Origin of the sequence: Prochlorococcus sp. MIT 0801 (genome assembly GCF_000757865.1) — a bacterium.
Lineage (GTDB): Bacteria > Cyanobacteriota > Cyanobacteriia > PCC-6307 > Cyanobiaceae > Prochlorococcus_B.
Window position 1 is genome coordinate 82,626 of record NZ_CP007754.1, and the last position, 19,108, is coordinate 101,733.

33 protein-coding genes and 1 pseudogene are annotated in these 19,108 nt (G+C 32.7%); 14 read left to right on the forward strand and 20 right to left on the reverse strand.

Going from position 1 to position 19,108, the window contains the following annotated elements:
• Positions 1–14 precede the first annotated feature (14 nt).
• The 7 genes and pseudogenes from EW15_RS00350 to EW15_RS00380 all read right to left on the reverse strand — a co-directional run.
• Positions 15–239 carry a hypothetical protein gene (locus EW15_RS00350; protein ID WP_038650534.1) on the reverse strand — a complete coding sequence of 75 codons (225 nt, stop codon included), beginning with the start codon at positions 237–239 and terminating at the stop codon, positions 15–17.
• Positions 240–593: 354 nt separating this feature from the next.
• Positions 594–1,184, reverse strand: a complete 591-nt coding sequence (locus EW15_RS00355) for a hypothetical protein (protein ID WP_038650536.1) — start codon at positions 1,182–1,184, stop codon at positions 594–596.
• A gap of 137 nt (positions 1,185–1,321) precedes the next feature.
• Complete coding sequence (locus EW15_RS00360) at positions 1,322–1,654, reverse strand: hypothetical protein (RefSeq protein WP_038650538.1); 333 nt, start codon at positions 1,652–1,654, stop codon at positions 1,322–1,324.
• Positions 1,642–1,881, reverse strand: coding sequence for a hypothetical protein (locus EW15_RS00365; RefSeq protein ID WP_038650541.1), 240 nt, complete (start codon positions 1,879–1,881; stop codon positions 1,642–1,644). The genes EW15_RS00360 and EW15_RS00365 overlap by 13 nt, the downstream gene beginning before the upstream one ends.
• On the reverse strand, positions 1,874–2,116 hold the full coding sequence (locus EW15_RS00370; RefSeq protein ID WP_156095700.1) for a hypothetical protein: 243 nt from the start codon (positions 2,114–2,116) through the stop codon (positions 1,874–1,876). The genes EW15_RS00365 and EW15_RS00370 overlap by 8 nt, the downstream gene beginning before the upstream one ends.
• Positions 2,117–2,244: 128 nt before the next feature.
• On the reverse strand, positions 2,245–2,439 hold the full coding sequence (locus EW15_RS00375) for a hypothetical protein (RefSeq protein ID WP_197049684.1): 195 nt from the start codon (positions 2,437–2,439) through the stop codon (positions 2,245–2,247).
• A 49-nt stretch (positions 2,440–2,488) separates the two neighbouring features.
• Positions 2,489–2,869, reverse strand: a pseudogene (locus tag EW15_RS00380) (recombinase family protein); the annotation flags it as partial.
• A gap of 1,664 nt (positions 2,870–4,533) precedes the next feature.
• Here EW15_RS00380 and EW15_RS00385 point away from each other — a divergent pair.
• The gene (locus EW15_RS00385) at positions 4,534–4,866 is read left to right on the forward strand and encodes a DUF1651 domain-containing protein (RefSeq protein ID WP_071841015.1); all 333 of its coding nucleotides are present in this window, start codon (positions 4,534–4,536) and stop codon (positions 4,864–4,866) included.
• Positions 4,867–4,890: 24 nt separating this feature from the next.
• Here EW15_RS00385 and EW15_RS00390 read toward each other — a convergent pair whose 3' ends face one another.
• Positions 4,891–5,472, reverse strand: coding sequence for an outer membrane protein (locus tag EW15_RS00390; protein WP_081930448.1), 582 nt, complete (start codon positions 5,470–5,472; stop codon positions 4,891–4,893).
• Between the two features lie 650 nt (positions 5,473–6,122).
• On the opposite strand from EW15_RS00390, the gene EW15_RS10285 reads away from it, so the two are divergent.
• On the forward strand, positions 6,123–6,323 hold the full coding sequence (locus EW15_RS10285) for a hypothetical protein (RefSeq protein WP_052041139.1): 201 nt from the start codon (positions 6,123–6,125) through the stop codon (positions 6,321–6,323).
• Between the two features lie 17 nt (positions 6,324–6,340).
• The gene (locus tag EW15_RS10720) at positions 6,341–6,481 is read left to right on the forward strand and encodes a hypothetical protein (protein WP_156095701.1); all 141 of its coding nucleotides are present in this window, start codon (positions 6,341–6,343) and stop codon (positions 6,479–6,481) included.
• A gap of 125 nt (positions 6,482–6,606) precedes the next feature.
• Here EW15_RS10720 and EW15_RS00400 read toward each other — a convergent pair whose 3' ends face one another.
• On the reverse strand, positions 6,607–6,882 hold the full coding sequence (locus EW15_RS00400) for a cupin domain-containing protein (protein ID WP_038650548.1): 276 nt from the start codon (positions 6,880–6,882) through the stop codon (positions 6,607–6,609).
• 174 nt (positions 6,883–7,056) lie between these two features.
• On the opposite strand from EW15_RS00400, the gene EW15_RS00405 reads away from it, so the two are divergent.
• From EW15_RS00405 to EW15_RS00415, 3 genes are all read left to right on the forward strand, one after another.
• Positions 7,057–7,263: a hypothetical protein gene (locus EW15_RS00405; protein ID WP_011295066.1), complete on the forward strand. Its 207-nt coding sequence runs from the start codon at positions 7,057–7,059 to the stop codon at positions 7,261–7,263.
• Between the two features lie 169 nt (positions 7,264–7,432).
• The gene (locus tag EW15_RS00410) at positions 7,433–7,612 is read left to right on the forward strand and encodes a hypothetical protein (RefSeq protein ID WP_038650553.1); all 180 of its coding nucleotides are present in this window, start codon (positions 7,433–7,435) and stop codon (positions 7,610–7,612) included.
• A complete protein-coding gene (locus EW15_RS00415; RefSeq protein WP_038650556.1) occupies positions 7,605–7,808 on the forward strand; it encodes a hypothetical protein in 204 nt (67 codons plus the stop codon). Before EW15_RS00410 ends, EW15_RS00415 begins: the two co-directional genes overlap by 8 nt.
• A 459-nt stretch (positions 7,809–8,267) precedes the next feature.
• Here EW15_RS00415 and EW15_RS10725 read toward each other — a convergent pair whose 3' ends face one another.
• Complete coding sequence (locus tag EW15_RS10725; RefSeq protein ID WP_156095702.1) at positions 8,268–8,408, reverse strand: hypothetical protein; 141 nt, start codon at positions 8,406–8,408, stop codon at positions 8,268–8,270.
• A 186-nt stretch (positions 8,409–8,594) separates the two neighbouring features.
• Here EW15_RS10725 and EW15_RS10965 point away from each other — a divergent pair, with 186 nt between their 5' ends.
• The 3 genes from EW15_RS10965 (at position 8,595) to EW15_RS10970 (ending at position 9,667) form a co-directional block, all read left to right on the forward strand.
• The gene (locus EW15_RS10965; RefSeq protein ID WP_197049685.1) at positions 8,595–8,768 is read left to right on the forward strand and encodes a hypothetical protein; all 174 of its coding nucleotides are present in this window, start codon (positions 8,595–8,597) and stop codon (positions 8,766–8,768) included.
• A 137-nt stretch (positions 8,769–8,905) separates the two neighbouring features.
• On the forward strand, positions 8,906–9,112 hold the full coding sequence (locus tag EW15_RS00420; RefSeq protein WP_038650558.1) for a hypothetical protein: 207 nt from the start codon (positions 8,906–8,908) through the stop codon (positions 9,110–9,112).
• A gap of 378 nt (positions 9,113–9,490) precedes the next feature.
• A complete protein-coding gene (locus tag EW15_RS10970; RefSeq protein WP_197049686.1) occupies positions 9,491–9,667 on the forward strand; it encodes a hypothetical protein in 177 nt (58 codons plus the stop codon).
• A 22-nt stretch (positions 9,668–9,689) separates the two neighbouring features.
• Here EW15_RS10970 and EW15_RS00425 read toward each other — a convergent pair whose 3' ends face one another.
• From EW15_RS00425 to EW15_RS00440, 5 genes are all read right to left on the reverse strand, one after another.
• Positions 9,690–9,899, reverse strand: a complete 210-nt coding sequence (locus EW15_RS00425; protein ID WP_038650561.1) for a hypothetical protein — start codon at positions 9,897–9,899, stop codon at positions 9,690–9,692.
• A 194-nt stretch (positions 9,900–10,093) separates the two neighbouring features.
• A complete protein-coding gene (locus EW15_RS10975; protein WP_197049687.1) occupies positions 10,094–10,240 on the reverse strand; it encodes a hypothetical protein in 147 nt (48 codons plus the stop codon).
• A gap of 254 nt (positions 10,241–10,494) precedes the next feature.
• Entirely contained in the window at positions 10,495–10,830 is a 336-nt protein-coding gene (locus EW15_RS00430; protein ID WP_038650564.1) for a hypothetical protein, read from the reverse strand.
• Between the two features lie 903 nt (positions 10,831–11,733).
• On the reverse strand, positions 11,734–12,264 hold the full coding sequence (locus tag EW15_RS00435; RefSeq protein WP_038650567.1) for a hypothetical protein: 531 nt from the start codon (positions 12,262–12,264) through the stop codon (positions 11,734–11,736).
• Positions 12,265–12,293: 29 nt separating this feature from the next.
• Complete coding sequence (locus tag EW15_RS00440) at positions 12,294–12,479, reverse strand: hypothetical protein (protein ID WP_038650570.1); 186 nt, start codon at positions 12,477–12,479, stop codon at positions 12,294–12,296.
• Positions 12,480–12,620: 141 nt separating this feature from the next.
• Between EW15_RS00440 and EW15_RS00445 the strand changes: the two genes are divergently transcribed.
• Entirely contained in the window at positions 12,621–12,929 is a 309-nt protein-coding gene (locus EW15_RS00445; RefSeq protein ID WP_038650572.1) for a hypothetical protein, read from the forward strand.
• A 68-nt stretch (positions 12,930–12,997) separates the two neighbouring features.
• On the opposite strand, the gene EW15_RS00450 is transcribed toward EW15_RS00445, so the two are convergent.
• Positions 12,998–13,219, reverse strand: a complete 222-nt coding sequence (locus tag EW15_RS00450; RefSeq protein ID WP_038650575.1) for a hypothetical protein — start codon at positions 13,217–13,219, stop codon at positions 12,998–13,000.
• A 222-nt stretch (positions 13,220–13,441) separates the two neighbouring features.
• Between EW15_RS00450 and EW15_RS00455 the strand changes: the two genes are divergently transcribed.
• Positions 13,442–13,801: a DUF2237 family protein gene (locus tag EW15_RS00455; protein ID WP_038650578.1), complete on the forward strand. Its 360-nt coding sequence runs from the start codon at positions 13,442–13,444 to the stop codon at positions 13,799–13,801.
• A gap of 357 nt (positions 13,802–14,158) precedes the next feature.
• Positions 14,159–14,353: a hypothetical protein gene (locus EW15_RS11415; protein WP_225866573.1), complete on the forward strand. Its 195-nt coding sequence runs from the start codon at positions 14,159–14,161 to the stop codon at positions 14,351–14,353.
• Between the two features lie 51 nt (positions 14,354–14,404).
• On the opposite strand, the gene EW15_RS00465 is transcribed toward EW15_RS11415, so the two are convergent.
• The 4 genes from EW15_RS00465 to EW15_RS10985 form a co-directional block, all read right to left on the reverse strand.
• Entirely contained in the window at positions 14,405–14,677 is a 273-nt protein-coding gene (locus EW15_RS00465) for a hypothetical protein (RefSeq protein ID WP_038650582.1), read from the reverse strand.
• A 154-nt stretch (positions 14,678–14,831) separates the two neighbouring features.
• Positions 14,832–15,947, reverse strand: a complete 1,116-nt coding sequence (locus EW15_RS00470) for an NAD(P)/FAD-dependent oxidoreductase (RefSeq protein ID WP_038650585.1) — start codon at positions 15,945–15,947, stop codon at positions 14,832–14,834.
• Positions 15,947–16,342: a hypothetical protein gene (locus tag EW15_RS00475; RefSeq protein ID WP_038650588.1), complete on the reverse strand. Its 396-nt coding sequence runs from the start codon at positions 16,340–16,342 to the stop codon at positions 15,947–15,949. The genes EW15_RS00470 and EW15_RS00475 overlap by 1 nt, the downstream gene beginning before the upstream one ends.
• Positions 16,343–17,389: 1,047 nt before the next feature.
• Positions 17,390–17,560 (reverse strand): hypothetical protein, encoded by a 171-nt coding sequence (locus EW15_RS10985; protein WP_197049688.1) that lies wholly within the window; start codon positions 17,558–17,560, stop codon positions 17,390–17,392.
• 581 nt (positions 17,561–18,141) lie between these two features.
• Here EW15_RS10985 and EW15_RS00485 point away from each other — a divergent pair.
• Both EW15_RS00485 and EW15_RS00490 read left to right on the forward strand, forming a co-directional pair.
• A complete protein-coding gene (locus tag EW15_RS00485; protein WP_225866574.1) occupies positions 18,142–18,300 on the forward strand; it encodes a hypothetical protein in 159 nt (52 codons plus the stop codon).
• A gap of 78 nt (positions 18,301–18,378) precedes the next feature.
• Positions 18,379–18,903 (forward strand): DUF4912 domain-containing protein, encoded by a 525-nt coding sequence (locus EW15_RS00490; RefSeq protein ID WP_225866575.1) that lies wholly within the window; start codon positions 18,379–18,381, stop codon positions 18,901–18,903.
• The last annotated feature ends 205 nt before the right edge of the window (positions 18,904–19,108 follow it).

A 19,108-nucleotide genomic window follows, 5' to 3' on the forward strand; every position in this document is an offset into this window, starting at 1 on the left:
TTTCCTTTAATAAATCAGTAATCCTGCGGGATATAGATTGCATTTTGGAATAGCTTGATTAATTCATTGAAGTGCATCTTTTCTTTCTTCTTCAACTTCTCTTCAAAAAGCTTTTGTTCTCTTTCTCGCTTTGTTGTCAAAGGTATCTCGCTATCGCCAAGATTTAATTCAAAGACTCCTCCAGCACCAATATCTTCAGCAAATGTGAACCCATCAATCAATTCATTGATTCGGTTCAAAGGAGGAATTAGCTTTGCAGTTTTAGATCATGTCTTCACGATGGATGTGAGTGTGCAGCTGCTTATTTTCGTGTCTCAGAAGGTGCAATTGCTATATGCCTTAAGTCACTAACTGCTGTTGATATCTAGGGGTGCTGGCAATGAAAAGTAAAAACAGCATTCGACGCATTATCAGATTCACCGATGAAATGGGAATATCTCGAGTAAAAAGAATCTAAGTTGAAAAGAAGAGAGCAGGAAGCCAGCTTAAAGGTTTACAAAGAAAAGAAATATAGATAGTGCAAAAAATCCTATAAACCTTTGTTTAAATATGGAACCAAGAGATGGAAGCTCAGTCAATTCTGCTTCAGCCAATTAGAAAGTGAAAAAATCCTCTGTTCGTTTTTGCTGAACCTGTAAAAAATTATTATTTTCGGAACTATTGTTAGTTGATAATAATGGATCATTATAACTGATTTTTTTTATTTTAGTTTGAGATTGATTTGATGATTTTATTTGAGCTATTGATAATAAAGATTTTGTCGATTGATTCTCTGTCTTGATATTGACATGACTAGTGTTCACTCCTTTATATAAATTTTGGATAGTTGGGATCCTTAAAAGACTTGAGCCTCCTATGGCTACAACAACCAAACTACCAATCCCCCAAAATTTTGAAGGTGGTATGAAATTTAGTTTTTTAATATTTGGCTTTTCTGATTTTTCGTGATTCACTGTTGCTGACTCAAGAGTTAATTGATCCTCTGGCTTTTCTTTGACTAATTCAAGATGTAAATTATCGTCTACTTTTTCGACAAGTTGATTTGTTTGATTGTCGAGAATGTTGTGAAAGTAATAACCTATGAATGCAAAGACAGTTAATAGAAAAAGTATCAATATTGCATCTGTAGGAATTGAAATTGTACTTGTATCGGTCAACTCAAGCTCAGTGATTCCAAGGGACATTTAAAATCTACAACTCTATTTATTAAAACTACCTCTAAAAAATATGGCTAGACTTCTTTACTTATCTATTTAATTTCAATGCGTATTAACACTGGCTAGATAATTTGAAAGCGTGATTAGTTTTAGACAGAGTGTGATTAGTTGGCTTCTATGACTTTTATTTGATTACCAGCATCACAGAATTTCATCAACCCCTTTTCATACTCATCAGTAAACGTTTCGACTCTTCTTGCATACACGGCATTTGCATTTAAGTCTTCGATCATTTCATAACCGAAGAACTCAAATAATTCCTCTTGATTCTTAAAGCATCGATTACTCCATTCATAATTCTTGTTCCCCTTCGCATTTTCATACTCATAGCTCTCATAAAAATAATCAGTGCCATAACGCTCTACTAATGCAAACTCTTTTTGTTCTTCCTCTGGGAGTTTCTCATAAATACTCCCCCCCATTATCAAGACTGGCATAAGTTTGTATCTTCAATTTTTTTATTCCACTCCTGAAAACTTGAACTGCAATTAGGCATTTCTGGATCTGGTCTGATACCTTTCAACTTTTTCCATCTGAGGTAGAGAGCGCCAAGCAACCAATTATCAGTTAATGACTTTGTACGATTTTTTAATAGGTTTTCTTGTTTCTTATTGAAATTTTCCGAATCAAGCAGTTCTTGTTTCCAATCTATTTTTTCAGTCATTGACTTTTGCCCTCAACTTGTAGAAGGTTTCTTCACACCGACAAGAAACTCCCTTGTAGTGATCTGGGAAAGATTTCATCCAAGTAAGAATTGCCATTGTCACGGGATCACCTTTGATGTAAAAAACAACCTCTTTGTTTTTCTCATCTATGAAATAGGGAGGAATATTCATCACACTTTCCCCCATACTTCTTGATCTCATTCCAGTCAATTGTGACTGCGCCCTTGAAATCATGACGAAACGATTCCTTCATGATTGCTGGAATTACCAATCAATCTGGATAGATATTATGCAAATAAAAAATAACTTCCTTCTCTTCTTTCAAAACAATGTAATCATTTAAACCCCTTATGTTTTTTTAGTCATGCTGATTCCTTCTCATCAAAATTAGGAACCGTCAATACATCATCTATTTCTTCAGAAATCGGGTTATACATCCACTCACCCATTTCACATAGAAGATGGAACCTGTCTTGAGGGTTGAGAGTTTTCATTTTCTCGCAAGCATTCACCACACATTCATCCATTGCATTCATTATTTCTGTCTTCTTGCTCATACCTCTATCAACACACATTATGTTCAACAATAATTCTTCGGAAGGTTGATCAAGCAAGTCCAGTTTGTTTCCTAATTGAACGATAATAACAACCTTCGTATCTTAAACGCAAAACCAAACTTTCTTTCTCATCATTTGTCTTTGGTCTGCCTCCAATATTTCCTCCTATTTCTCTTCTATGGTTAATGCTCTCTTGAGTTCTCTCAATCACCATCTGATGCTCTACTTCTCCCAGGCCAGATAAAAGACCAATGATGATTGGAGCAAACTTTCCAAGTGCTCTGGTATTAATCATTCCATCCGTTGTCCTTACATGAATGCCTTTCTCTTGAAGGTCGTAAAGAGTATTGATGCACTGCCTCTGATTTCTAAAACCCCTATCCAATTTGGTGAATACGATTTCTTCCCCTTCCTCAAAGGTTCCTAATGCTGCCTCGAGTTGTGGTCTTGCTTTATCCGCACTTGAGACAGTCTCCTGAAAAACAACAACGCAACCTCTTCAACTTGAGCAACAATAGAGATTTGTTTATTGGCGAACTTCCTCGTATAGCCGATGCACTTGTATTCAAGTCTGTCTCTAAACAGTAGTTTTCCTCTGGTGAACTTCTTTTTTATTGACCTGTTCTAGAAACTATGGTGTTTCTTATTGAATTACGTATGTAATTATCCTGCCAACCAAACAGTCTTTGAGTTTGATTACCACACCCTTTTTGGAACACAAATTTTTTCCAATATTTAAGATATTATTTTTGTTATTGCCATCTTGGTCTTGGATATATAAGAATGGGAATACAGAACAACTCCTCACACATAGTTCTGTGCCAAAAGAGCATCCAATAGGGTGCTTTTTTAGTGCCTGTGCCAATCAATAAACCCTCCTGTTAAGGATTTATTCTTAATCCTCTTCCGGTAAATTCTGTGTGTGAGGAGTTGAGATCCTCCGCAGTGGAAACAAGGAAACACTTGCGCCTGATCTCACAAAGAAACCGCCTAACAGAACTAGGCGGCTTTTTTGTGCCTAACGAAAGACACCGTTAAGTAAAATTACTTATAATATGTTATGAATTTAAATTTATAGATGATCAAGAAGTACCCCTTCCTTCCTTTCTTTATCTTTACTGCTTTTGTTGCAGGTACCGCAACAATTGGTCTTCCAGTATTTGCTTGAGTTGGTTAATTTTTCTAGAAAAATATATTTATAAATGACCATTTTTAACTACAAAGTCCTACGTTCTAATACGTCAAGCAATTCAGTTATTATCTGAATTGCTTGTTATAAGATTAGATAAATCTTTTGTTTTTAATAGAGATAAATATGAGCAATATGAATCCAACCATTAGTTCTAACTGCGGTTATTCTCTCTCCAATAGCAGATGGAGATCATCACATCCATAATTTTCCTTACACTCATCGCATGTATTGCAGACCAACTCACCATCAAGTATTAGTTTCTCGCAGTTATCGAACAAGCGGAGTCAGTTGTCGTTCTGCTATTTCAACTACAGGGTGATTGATTAGAAGTGGTCTTGCCGCAGCAATTTCCAAGAAATATGCTTCCGCATGATCTATTCCTCTAGGTGCTGTTCTAGGTATGGGTATTGCAAACGCTGATTGCTAATTAGGAATTTATCCTGATGCAGACTCTTTGAGGGTTTGAGTAGAAAGCAAAAGCAGAACAAATCCTTACCAGTGTTAGTTCTGTTAACACAGAGAGAAAGGGACTCAAGGTCGCTGAAGCAGCAGGGTCCCTTTCTTCATGCCATGAAAAAAGGGGTTTTGTCTCATGTTCTTCTGAGCCAGATTTGTTTGGAATGAATTAGGAGTTCTAACACTTCCCTTCCAGCAAAGGGTTAGCAAGGAAATGCCTGAATTTTCTAAATGATACAAAAGTGCTGAACTCGAAAGGGGCGATACAAACTCGCCCCTTCTTAATGTCAAAAAATGATGACCAGAGCAACTAGACAGAAAAAGTATGTTTTATTAGTTTGATCCCCGTCGCAAACGCAAGCAAGCAAAGCAGGAGTGAGCGGTGCTTTTTTTATCTCTACTTCGTCATCCCTCTGATTACTGACTTCACCAGAATCTTTATAGGAATGAATCCACCATCAGATATCAGTTACATGAATGAAGAAGCAAGAGAAGCACGTCCAACTCCTTCAGATTGCTTAATCGCTCGAACTAAAGATTTTATTCTTCTTCCTATCCGTGACAAGAAATCTGTGATGGTTTCTCCGACTGTCTTTAATAAACTTTGGTTTTGCGCTGAAGAAGGTATTCCAACCAAATTAAAGAACACAAGAAGACTTGACTACGAAGGTGCTCATGAGAAACTGAGATCCTTGGTAAAGGTAGAAAGATCAAACCAGCAGAGGAATGTCTTAGGTGGGTTGGATCAAGTTAGATTTACACTTTTCCACTTTATATAGTTCTGCTTTTGAATTATTCTTTTTTTATAAATAGATCTTCACGCCTGCAAGAATAGATTGACTAGATTCATCAGAGATTCGTACATCTCCAAATGTTATGTCGTCATAGATTCTATATGTATATTTTATATCTAAAATAGTATTATCAGTGATTTGATAACCAACGCCTACCATGAAATCAGTATTTAGCACCGTATCTTCATCTGAAGCTACCTCATGTTTTGTACCTCCAATGCCTACTCCGAGAGAAGTAACAAATTTAGAATCATTATTAAAATCCATGAAAACATTTGCTACCCATGTTGATGAAATAATATCAACATAAGTTGAGCTCTTTGTTGTATTTTCAAAATCTGCTCCACTTCTATTATATAAACCTTCAATTCTAAATCCTCCAAAGTCATATCCAAGACCAGCCTGCATTTCTATTCCAGGATCAAAACCTAATGTTCCTGTTGCTCCTCCAAAATCTAAATCAGTAGATTGACTTACACCTAAATAACCCGTGGCGTATATACCTTTTAAATCATCTTCTGCCAAAACAGGAGAAGATAATGCCGTAATAAATAAAGTAATAACACCCAACAACTTCTTAGAGAAACTCATGAAAACCACCTAACTTTAAATAGATTAATCTATACACATAGATAAGCTAGTTCAACTAGAGAGGTTCTCGATTTGTCACGTACTTCTCATAGGTAATTCTCAGTTTAAAAGTAAAGCTATTGTTGTTAACACTAGAATTAAAGTGAAGAAAAAGAAGAAGAAGAAGAAGAATATTTCATGACCTCTAAAATCCAATAGCCAGCTATAAAGGGGAAAGGGAAACAGGCTAAGTTGTTAATTTATTATGCAAATAATTCTTCAAGAGGTGGAGAAAAGAAAGAGCCATTGAATTTAAAAAAGAGATTCCACAACAAACGACTATTAATCAAGAGATGTCTTATCTCAGAAGAGTCTTTTCAGAAGTGGCTGTAACTCATGGATTTATTAGTAAAGATACAGTCCCTGATATACCATCTATCCGATTACCAAAAGATGAAAAACACAGATGAGATAACCTAACTGCTAAAGAATGGGAAGAACAAGAAACAGTTACCAGGCTCAATTGGATCAAAGGAACAATAAGAATCCTCAATGAGAATTACATAATCAACAAAGATAAGAATAGAAAGTATCAGACCAGATCAAATCAACCCTTTGGAGAGAAGAGAGGTAAGAAGCAATTAATCTATAGAGAGCTTGCTTACTTAGCAATGAGAGTGGCTATGGATACTGGGATGAGAACAGGTAGCTTACGGAAATTAAAATGGAGCGATATCGGTGAGAACACCGCAATACCAGAAAAGAAAGAAAGATCTGGGTCAAAATTGATGTGCCAGCTTAGAAGACCAAAACAGGTAGGTCTTACTGGGTTGCAGCTCCCATTGCCAAGTTCTAAGAACGAAGACGAATGATCACTAAATACAAAAAGATGGATTACTATATCTTCACGAATCAGGGTTCAGGTAAACAAATCAGTGAGAGAATTTGGCAAGATTCAATTGCTGATCTGTTAGTCGAAGCAAGACCTGCAAACTTGAGAAAAGATTTACTCTTAATATTTTGCGAATAGGAAGCCTCAAAAGCTGTTTTATAAATAGAGCAATAACCTGTAATTATTTTAGGAAAGAAGCATTGAGACTATCTCGAACTCGAATGGGATCGAAAAATAAAGCAATGAGATACTACAAATACAATTTAATCACCAAATCGATAATGCTTACGGACTGCCTTATGAACATCCCATCTACAGTCCATACCAGCCGGAAAAACCACTAAGTCCCCTTCACCAAACTTCACAGGTTCTCCTCCCTCAGGAGTAACTGTGACTTCTCCCTCAAGCAACAAGCAAGTCTCTTGGTCGTCATAAGTCCAATCGAAAGAGCTTGTTTCACACGTCCAGATTGGCCAGTTTTTAATACCTAGCTCATTAACGGTACTCTCAGGACAAGGAGAGGTGACTGCTATAGACAAGAGATAAAAAAATAGTGGACTTCTTTTTTAGCTCCTCATAGAAACAGTTGTCTAATGACTACTCAAATTTTTGAAGCCATAACCCTGAAATACCAGAGATGATAAGTTTTTTTAATCTATACTTGTAGTCCAATCAGTCATTCGTTTTATTGGCATAGAACAATACTTTAGTTAATGGATTCAGCTAATCAAATCCAAGCCCTCGTTGACGAAGTAGAAAAGAATCCAGAATACAAAATTAGCGAACAAGAAGCTAAGGGTTTCCTGTCAGAAATTAAGCGACTTACAAAAGAAGATAAAACAAATATGCCTCCCTTGGTTGTGATAATAATGGCTTATATCAACATGCTTTTTCCAGAACTAGATGAAGTGAAGGTCTGAGAAAAAGTAAAAAAAATAAAATAGATTTCTCTTCACTATTAATATATAAGCTAGGACCCTATTGACCACTCATACCCCCTGGCAAGTCGCTACTAAGGTCGCAAAATCAAGAAATCCCTTTTGCGGAGTAGTCAATAGAAAGGTATTGATGAAATGAATAGGTAGCAACATGAGTCTTCCTCCCTATTTCATAGATGAGAAAAACAAAGAGGTTGTTTTTCACATCAAAGGTGATCCCGTGACAATGGCAATTCTTACTTGGATGAAATCTTTCCCAGATCACTACAAGGGAGTTTCTTGTCGGTGTGAAGAAACCTTCTACAAGTTGAGGGCAAAAGTCAATGACTGAAAAAATAGATTGGAAACAAGAACTGCTTGATTCGGAAAATTTCAATAAGAAACAAGAAAACCTATTAAAAAATCGTACAAAGTCATTAACTGATAATTGGTTGCTTGGCGCTCTCTACCTCAGATGGAAAAAGTTGAAAGGTATCAGACCAGATCCAGAAATGCCTAATTGCAGTTTCAACGTTCAAGAAAGATAACCGTACTAGTTAATTAACTCATTAACTAAGTTTCCTAGCCAAAATATTTAACAAGTTGTGTGGGTTGGTCAATCACCTACAAGTGCTTGAAAAGGTTTTGCAAAGCGCCTTTTTGACACTCAACTAGAGCTAGGGGAATTGTTCTGCATAGCAATTTCCCTCTCTCGCTTAGCAGTTAGTCAGACTTATTGCAATGAGCTACCACAATGCCTCTTTAAACTTTTCGCACGCATCTACTAGTCATAATGTTGCACTGGTTGAGAAGTCTGTTTCTGTATGAGATACAAATGCAGCGTATAGATAATTAAGAGCTAAGGCTTTAGATACATAGAACTGATGAACAAGGCACAAAAGATACTTAGTAGAAACGTGGCTATTGACTTAATCAAAGAATCAGAGTTGATCTGGAAAAATTAGTGCTTAAATAGTTTTTTTTGAACTCTTGCTTTCCCAATAACTTTATGCAGAGTCAATCATTTTGACTATCTCGCTATCAGGACAACCAGTTTGCTCTCGCAATAATTTGCATTGAGAATTGATATCTCTCCAGATTTCTCTGATTTCTACAAACTGTTCATCAGTGAATTGGAAGTTACTCATGTTCTCGAACTCTTTAAAGTTTTCATCAATTTGTGTCAGTTTTTATGGACACCTTCCCTTGAATTGCGAAGATGAACGTATGAAAAGCATTTCTAAACTTTTAGCAATTAGTATCGTTGCAATTTTTGTCCTTTCTGCCTTTGCAGGATTGTTTGGAACACTTTTATCGCGCTAATCAATTGTTTTATGGTTTATAAAATCATCAGGTACGATAAAGAATCCGATGAAATTACTTTGCAATCATTTAACTGCTATGACGAGGCATATGATCTGTTAGAAGAGATATACTCAGATGTTTGTTGTTCTGATGCTGATTATGGCGACCGTCCCTATTATGAAATTATTGAAGTAGAAAAGTGAAACTGACAGAGAGTCAATATCTGCTATTTGTTTGTTATCTAAATAGGCTTGATTTTAGTGGTTTTAGATCTCTTTGTCTTATCTTTGGTAAAGGAGCCATCATTCCTATGATATTTAAAATGCTAATTGAGTACTAGATGTTTAAGCAAGAGACTATTTTGGAATATTTAAGCTCATCTGAGGGGATTAATAAAATTATTGTTGGAATTATTTTAGTGGGAACTATTAATGCCATTTTCATAGCTTATAGCGTTAGAAGCACTTATGGGGCTGCCAAAAAAGAAAGAGAAAAACTAAAAATTCAACAAGATAAAATCGATAAATTGTCCCCTAAACAAGAATAGAATATATGTCTATTTTAATACTATGGACTAAGGCATCGAGGTGTAGACGACTGTATATGAAACTTGTCATTTCGTTTATATAGAGTATATTTTTTTATGCCAAGCTTTTGCATTGTTTATGGCTGGATTTGTATTTAGTTGATTTTTTTCTTTAGAAGATCGTATCTCCTATGGGTTCTCTATAACTTAAAAGCTCAAGTGGTTAATTTGGATTATCTCTCTTAATTAACTTGTTATGAGGTAAAAATACTTGAGCATATCGAATTGAGATGAATAAATTATCATCTAAATATTGGTTAAGGGTGTTCATATCAACTTGTGGATGGATTGATCCTCAAAACTCAGGTTAAAGTTTTTAAAATTATCGTTAAACTTTAAGTGAGTAACAGCCCAGATATTGAAGAATTAATAGCTGATTCTATGACAGGTCTCATGATTCGAGCTGAAAGACTTAATGAATTTGATCAATTAGCTATTAGTGAAGAATTTAGAGAGTGGTTAAATGAGGGAGTAAGAGTCCAGGATGTCTTGAAATTAGTGACTATTAAAGAATAATCATAACTTGGAGGAGAAATATTCATGCTGCAATTTTTTCAATATCTAATAGTTTAGCGATATCAATATCTACATCATCTCCTTCTTCTTTACGTTTTACGAACTTATCAAAGTCAATTACATTACGATTGTTTCGCTTGAGTTCAGCACTTTTATTTAGGTAATCTAGTGAGACTAGAAATACAGGAATAACGCAGAATGGAATAACTAAGATGTAAAACTCTAAAAGCATTTTAATTAATTATGATAAATTTAGCTTTACTTAGGTAGACAATGATTGCAATAGGGATGATACTAATTTGCTGCTTTCCTTATACGATATTAGCTATAAGAAATTAGATGATTTTTGTAGTTATTCATTTTTAGGTGAGTTTTTGAAATAGAAATCATACTGAGTGCTTAGTTCATGATTGGTTTAGAAGCCTTTTATGCAGCTTTATCTTCTAGTCGACCATATCGGTATCTCATTATGTCTATAATTTGATCCTTTGTACTCCAGCTTTGAATTTTATTCTTAATGATAAGTAGTTCTGACTCAGTGAGTTCAATACGTGATCTATCAAGATTTCTCATTTAGTTAAATATTTGTAGCAGTGATGATGATGATTTGCAAGCAGAGCAGTCAGAAAAGGGTAATCATGGAGCTTCAGGATATGGTTGGATGAATCGATCTTCACATGTCTATTGAGCTTGTCAATTCCTTTCATGTGCTAAACAACAACGACCATTGACTTAATAGATAATTCATAACATCATCATTTCTTACCTCTTATCCTCAAGAGTAAAAATATTATTTGGTTTCAATTATCTTCTTAAAGCGATCTATATTATGCAACTTTTGAATCTTCCTTTTCATGTAACTCTCTCTTGATCTTGGAATGTTTTCTGCCAATCTTGTATTGCCTATGGAATAAATCTAACTGGTTAGTGTCATCATTTGTAGCCTTAGTTTCTATCTCTGCTATTGGTTTAGTCATTTGACTCCATACAAAAAGCATCGCAAGTGCAGAGACTAGCAATGGAAGATATGCTTTAATCAAGCTGACGACTACTAAGGTAGTTATAAAACAAAGAGAAAAAAGAGTCCATTTATGAATCCTAGTGTTTTCTAGTTTTTTCTTTTTTCTTTTTGAAGAAGGAATAATCGGCAGATCAGGAGTCATTCGTTATTGAGTTGTAGGTGTATTGGCTTAGAAGATTTAGTAATTGCTTTATCTGCTGTAATAAATATCTGTTTTTAAATGAGCTTTATCTGATACATGTTTTGCTACTCGATTTACATAGCTTAAAATCTTTGGACCGTGTAGATATCGGAGATACTGAATTTGATAATGACACAGAAATTCTATTTTAACTAGATAATTTTTAACAAATTCAATCAGGCTTGTAAATGTTTCTGAATGAATCTCCATAGATTTGAGTAGTTTGCTTATTTTTTTTACGATTCATGAGCAGCACCGTTTTTTTATCTATTCATTACTGAAAAGGCATTTGTTAGCTTTTATCAGTAATTTTCTCTGTTTGCTTATTTAAAAATACAATAAATAAGTTAAGTAGAAGATTTTGTAGATCTCGGTTTCTATTTATATAAAAGATAAGAAAAATAAGATTCAACTTAAATTCCTTTATGTTATAAAGAAAATTTAATTTTCATTTGGATTAATTTATCAAAAGGAAACTTCGGAGTTTCATAAAGAAACAACTCAAATAAAACTTGTGAAAAATAAAATTATTAAATTAGTGAAGAAAATACAGAATATTTCATATGTATGTAATACCCAAGCAAAATATTACTTTTTTCTAATTCGTTATTTGAAGAACTAGATAACTCTTATAAGGAAATATTGATTGGATTCGGTGTGGATTCGCTGGTCTAATAAAATAAAATTTCTGTACATCAAGATCAGATAATTAAGAAAGTTTTATAACATCTAAAGGCAATATAGTCTCTGTCACAAGACCTGAATAAGTTTTATTTCTTGGGGTGATTATAAAGATCAGACTATGATCTGATTTTATTATTTGATGCTTGGATTAGGAGAAGGAGATATGAGTATCTTAAACTTTTATTTAATTTCACAGCGTAGTTCTGCTAATGCTTCATTAGGAAGGCCAAGGAAAGTATCTAAGATCTTATTACCAGTTTTAGGGATAATGGAAATACCTACCAACTTTATTTTTCCATTATTTTGAAGAACATGACCTTCTCCTTCGTGTAATTTACCTTTTACTTTTCCTGATGTGAGCAAGGTCTTAATTATTAATTTAGGAAACTTAAGCATAGATCCAATGCTAAAAAGAAAATAGGATTCAAATTTCAATAAGACTTCTCCAGAATTCATATTAATAGTTCCTTTTAGCTGTTCCATAGACATTTCTATCTTGAAACCTGGAGGTAATGGAAAAGATAAAAATTTAGTTGTTTTTGAAGTAAGAGGAGGAATTGAGAATGTTTTAGATGAAAAGTTGATATGTAGGAGTTTATTTTTCTGATTTGGAAGTAATGTCGCTTCGCCTCCTCCCCCATAAGCGTTGTAGCTAAATGGTGGATATTTACCTATTACCAATCGACATCCCTCTAAACTCCTTAGTTGCATAGAGAAATTAATAACTCTTTTTTCATATCCTATTGGAAATCAATCGTTTCAACAAAGTTATCGAAATTTAGTCTTACGTCATTTACAGCATTGCACCAATAAAGATTAATTAGGAATTGATTTTTCTTTCTCGTATAGATTGCATAGATTCTTCCAACCTCTATTATTTGGATTGATTGATATAGATTATTAATTTGAGTTGAAAATTTAGTCATTAGCGATTTTCCTTTAATCACCTGAGCCTAGTTTTTAAGATCAAAGTTGAATTTTCTAATTAAATCATTATGTGCATTTGGTCATCCCTCTCATAATTGTGCACTTCATAAATTATAATGATGTATTAAAAATTGTGATTGATGCCTGACAGCTTAACTCCAGATTGGTCTTCAGAATTTGAACACTATAAGAAACTTTCCAGAGAAGTAGTTACCAATGAGGATATAATCAATTTTTTTAATCAAAACCAGAAAGCTTTTTATCTTGATAGCTTTTCTTCAAGTTGGGCCAATATGATGGAGGCATATGAAGTGAAAGAGAGTTTAAACTCAGATCAATTAAATAATCTTGAAGAAATGCAATGGCAGGAAATGCCTGACTCATTGAAAATATTTGCGTATAACTTTTGTATTAAGAATGGATTTTGCTTTACTGGAACATCTAGTTAATGTTGTAATTAATTTTATTAAGTCATAGTTACAAAAATATCATCTATAGTGAATAATTTATAAAGTTTTCATGAGTAATCTTGAGGTTTATCAATATTTTCTTTCCTTTTCTCTTTTAATCGTTTTCGATTAGAAATCCATGATTTAAAGTTTTCATCTTCTACTTTTTCTCTCCACTCTTTAGATGATATGGGCAGTTTTGTTTTTTTCTTTTTTTTTGTAAACGTTAAATATAAATTTAGATAAGCAGCTATTACTAAAAGAAAAAGAAAAATGGTATTGATATTCATTTGTTTAGAGTTTTCTTGTATATAGGTTCAGGATAATCAACTTGATCTAATAAGTGTATGATTAACAAGATTAGGTCAGTTTAAAAATAAGAGTTGTTAATTTTTTTTTCCCTCCATAACCAGAGGCAACTTGTATTAATTGGGCTGTCATCTTTTCAAACCTTTAATACTTGAGAAATAATTAGATCAAGTCATACTATAGACATAAGGAAAAAACAAGTCATGTTGCAAAAAAACGTTTTAGGCACTGAACTTAAATCATGTTGCTGCAGTCCTATGACTGGATGGTATCGAGATGGATCATGCAGAACAGATATATCAGATCAAGGAATGCATACTGTTTGTTCTGTCATCACTGAACAGTTTCTTACTTACAGCAAAGCTCAAGGAAATGATCTATCAACGCCTCAAATGGGCTTTCCTGGCTTAAAAAAAGGCGACCACTGGTGTCTTTGTGCTCCTAGATGGAAAGAAGCATTTGAAGATGGAATGGCTCCTTTAATTGATCTTGAAGCAACAGAAGAAAGTACTTTGAAAATTATTAACCTTGAGACATTAAAAAAATTTTCACATAATGGATAATTTATGGATAGTAAACAACTTATATAAAAAAAATTGTGCTGCGAATTCATTAACCAAAGTGTTATTGCAATAATTTCGTATGTAATATCAATCACACATAATAAGAACAATATGTATCGCTAAAGTGGACTAGACTAAAGACTTTGGAAAAAGATTTCTAGAAATTCAAAATAAGTCTAAAGTTGAATCAACACTTCATATATTTCAAGCTAGACAGAACAGAATAGATATTTAATCTTGCTTATTACATCTTCTTGTCTTCTAATAAAAGAAATATTAACTAGAATTTCAATTGGAAATGAGGTAACCCTTTAAGAAAGGATTTATATCAATGAATATGCGACGAAGAATCAAAGCTTGTCTAGTTGGATCAGAAAAGCCTCACGAATTCAAAGACAAGATCAAATTTCAAATCAAATCGATGAATTGCTTAATGGACTTGATCTAAGTTCAAATGAACACTACGTAAATACAATCTCGATCAAGATGATCTTGGAGAATGGTTTTCTGGAGCGCGTTTATGGATTAGTAGAAGCTAGAGTTTGGACATAATTAAAGACTAGAAATTAACCATAAAAACCTAAATATTTGTTGGACGAAAAATCAAGCGGCTTTCTTATCACCTTTCTTTTCTAGCTTTAAGAGATCAATAACATTAGAACTGATTGGTTGAAAATCTTCTTCCTTCGCTGAAGCAATAGAATCTTTCATCAAAAGTTTGACAAGTGCAGTTATTGATGAAGTCAGCAACTTTAAGCTTTCAAGAATATTTCCTAGCTCTTTAGTAATGTCATCTTGATGCTTTCCTTTACTCATTAATGTTGAGATAGTCCAACCAGCCAAGCCTACAACAAGTAGAAAAACAACCGTAATCATAATAATAACAAATACAAATCATATATATCTACTCCTCATAAATAAAGCAAGACGTAAAACATAAATTCTTTGAAATTTTGATAAATCTAAAAATTTTTCTGATCTTCTTTAATATTTCCATAATGAGAATATTATTTATAAGACATTTTATAGATCAACTCTGATTCAAAAAATTTACCAAACTGAGTGAACTATTCATTGCCGACTCTACGCCTCCATAACTATTCATATCAAACCAATCCCCACAAAAGCCAATCTTACTACTATCAGACCACTGTAATTCTTTGGGTAATAAGTGATTAAGAGGTTGAGAAGCTCTCCAATCCATCTTATCAATAAGGCTTGCTTCGGAAAACAAATCCAAAAATACTTTATAGTTTGTAAATAGTGATTTCAAAGAATTGATTATATTATTAATATTGATCTCGGGTAGATTATTTATATAAAAGCAGTGTAGGGCAATAATAATAGATCCATCGGATTGTCTTTGAAAAATAATTCTTTCGAAATTTAAATCCTCTTTAATTACATTTGAAAAGATTATTTGTAAATATTGATTATTAAAGCTTTGGACTAAAGACAAATTAGAAACATAAAAAATATAAACTTTTCGCATGATATAAGTCAATTTTCTTGTTTCTTTTAATAAAGTATCCACGACTTTATCTTTTCCTGGAATAAAGGCATCTCTAAGTGGTAAAGAGGTGATATTCAGAATTTTTAAACATCTTGGATGTGCTATTAAAGAACTCGATAAAATCAAATTTTTGGATTTAATAAGTATTCCATTATTAGCTTTTACCTCCCATATGTCATTTATATGTTTAATTGATTTAATTAGTGTTTGAAATGAAAAATTTATTTTTTTGCGGTTAATAGATTGATTGATTATTTCCTCACAAAAGTTTACCATTAAGGGAGAACTCCTATAAATTAAATTAGCATTCAATGCTTTACTTAAAAGGCCAAATTCATTAATTAATAAAATATCTTTTGAAATATCTAGCAATTTTTTTGACTCTATTAATGGCGAAACTAATTTTAATATATCTTCTGAAACATGTTTGCTAAAATTAATAGATGGTAAACCATGATCATATTCAAGAATTTTATTTTTTCTTGATTGTCTGGTTGTAGCTCGCCCACCAATTCTTCTTCCATGTTCAACTAATAATATAGAAATATCAGGAGATTTTTTGTTCAGAAGTGATGCAAACGTGCAAGCAGATATTCCTGCACCTATGACTATAAAATCATAGATAGTAGTCATTAGTGTGGTAAATATAAATCACGATTACTTGCTATTTCTCCTTCTTCTTTGAAAAAGTCTCTTAAAATAGCTTCTTCATTATTAGTAACGTATGTACCACAATCATTTCGAATTCTTCCTATTGTAAACTCCCAAAGATCCTCTAAAAATTTATCATCTTCAGGAAAGGCGACAAATTTTAAATAAGTATTATTTAATGCAAACTCACTTGAAGATTCTGACGAAAATCCTTTTTCCTTAGCTTCGCAGAATTTACTTGCAAATCTTTTTCCAACTGCATTTTGAGCTGCCGTTAAATCCAATTCTAATGCTTGTGAAATTGATATCTGCAAGAAAAAAATGACAAAGAACCCTAAAATAATTACTATAAAAGATTCTTTTGTATTTATTTTCATAATAAAAATTACAAATTTCTTTTATAGAACCAATAACTAGCTATTAATAATTATTTACTACTTATTAATAGCTAGTTAATAATTATCATACGCAATTACATTATATATAAAAATAAAAAAAGTGACTGCAAATAATTTAAATCCACAAATTATTAGCTTTTCAGAGCAATTATATTAATCTCTACCACTTACAGGTATTAATAGCATTGATGCTTATTTTCATGAATCGAATCGTGCAGTGGCATGGAATAGTGATCGATATTTAGGGCCGGCATATTCAATTAATGGCTCTACTGCCGTTTTTTCTCCAACTTTGCGGATATCAATGGCGTACTTAATTCGGGTTTTACGCCCTCACTGCTAATTTAATAGCTTGCAAACCAATTTCTTATACAGATTCTCAAAAAGTAGATATAGGTAAAGGATTTGGCGCAATAAACGCATTAGCTAATCTTACTTTTGTATAGGTTTAAAAGGTCGGAAACAAAGTCGGAACAATACGACTTTGTTTTAATAGTCTTCTCTTCTTTTCTTTTTCCTCTGAGGGTTTTCTTGCATAATCCTGTAATTATTTAAAGTTAATACATTGCATGTACGAAAATCCAAAAGATTTGCGAAGGTGTTGATGTATAGTACACTAGTATTAGTTTTAGTTGTTCGAAGTGGAAATTCTCTCTACCCTTTTTATTTTGCAAAGCATACTATTGATTGCTTCAAGTGCTATGTCTTCGCGTTCAAGTAATTAAGTTCTTATTTAGTCTGTTTAGATTTTTGAAACGTACTAACTTGTTCGGTATTCCCCTTCTCGTTGAGTTGATCTACATAGTTAATGTTATTTTTATTTATAGACATGAATTCTGGCGCTGAACGTTTCAACGGCTTGATGGCGATGTTAGGCATAGTTGCAGGTGTAGGAGCATATGCTACTACCGGCCAATTCATACCAGGCATTTTCTAACTTTCATATTCCCAAAAAAATAGTTAATAGATAATTTAAATCTATTAACTATTTTCGTTTTTAAATCGACAATTTGATCTGTAATTAAATCAGTCTTGATTTGTTTCTTCTGAACCGTTTAACGCAGGTGCATTCATTCCGTCATAGTCTGGTCCAACCATAACTCCTACGATTGCAAATAAAACAATAAACGCAATGCCTACAATAGGTGCTGTCGGTGCTGGGGTTGATAGTAAACCTCCAAAAAGTAATTGACTCATGAGACTGATATAAAGGATTATCTTTTTAGCGAAAAAATATACTCAACGTGTAACATAAACAAATTTCTACTTTTTTTATTTATCTTTGTTGCAACATAAATAGTTTGAATATTTAATTCTTTGGTCTGAATAATTTGTATTACATGATTGATTGGAGTTTCTCTCCTTTGGAATGAGCTGTCCTCTTTCTACAATCATCTTCAAATCTTTATTTTTTTCTAAATTTGTAGATTAATTTATCGACTTAGATTTTTTTTGCTATCATTTTTACATGTTTATTTACGGAGGTGATCCATTGTCGCATCTACTAATCGGTCAAGAGTCAATGGCTAGAAAAAATTTTGTTTTTTCTGTTACTTTTGCCTCGAACGGTTTTATTATTAATAGATTTATATAGTTAGATTTGTATTTAGCTATTAATTTTTAAGCCAGCTGCTTAGCAGCTGGCTTTTTTATGCTAAAACTCCTTTCCAGATCTATATTTGTATTCGGATAATCCAAATTCAATATTTTTTAGTAGTCTCTTGAAATATATTTTAAAAAGGTTAGGCTAAAAGCATATAAGTCACCATCTTATTTCGATGTCAAATAAAGAAAGAATTGAAGTTGCAGAACAAAGGATAATTGAGTTGAAAACTTTAATTAATCACTGGAAGACAAGTAATATTTCATCAAGAAGAGCTACTGTAGATTTTGTCGATGCCATTCTTTCTGATAGAGATGGTACTCAAGCAGCCTAATTTATTAAGTTCTAGTAACTTTAAAATTTACGGTAAACAACATGAATTAACTAAACTACTAAATATTTTTGAATAATAATGAAAATTAGCCGTAATTTAATCTTGAAACAATATATTTGGAGTGGTTTACATAAATTAACTAATAGCTTTAGCATTTTAAAAGTTAATAATCTTGGAAATGGGTATGTAAAATGTATTTGGGAAATTGATAAGATTGATAATTTCCGGATTGAGTTTAGTAATAGCTGTTTTTGTGCTATCAGATTATTTGATATAAGTAATAATAGAAGGAGAAATGATTCAACTTGTATTATGAAAGAGATTGAGATCAGTAAATATCAATCTTCTATCACATTTCCTATCCCCGTAAACAAAGGTGTATATTATTTTGAGTTTGGATATCGTAAGAAAGATGGTAGTTGGAGAAAACTTGCATATCAGAAGTTAAACTTGGGGTATAGGATAAAAAAAATTCAAAATCTTGATAATGATAATTGGTTTGATTCTATAATAAGAAATAATGAGCTTGGTCTACATGAAAAGGCTTATCAAATTTCATTAAATACTGCAATTGGTGGTTCTGAGAAAGTTTTTAAAGAATGATAAAAAACAAATCATTAAATTAATTCTTCAGATGAGACTTTTTATATTAATAAAATCTTAGATCAATTTACAGACTGAAGCGAGCTTTGGAGATTACTTGTTCATAAAAAAGATTTCTATTGCATTCGACTATCTTGAGAATTAACAAGCAAAGTAATATTTAATTTTTGTAGGGTCAAATATTCTCTTAGTATCTTTTTTAGAT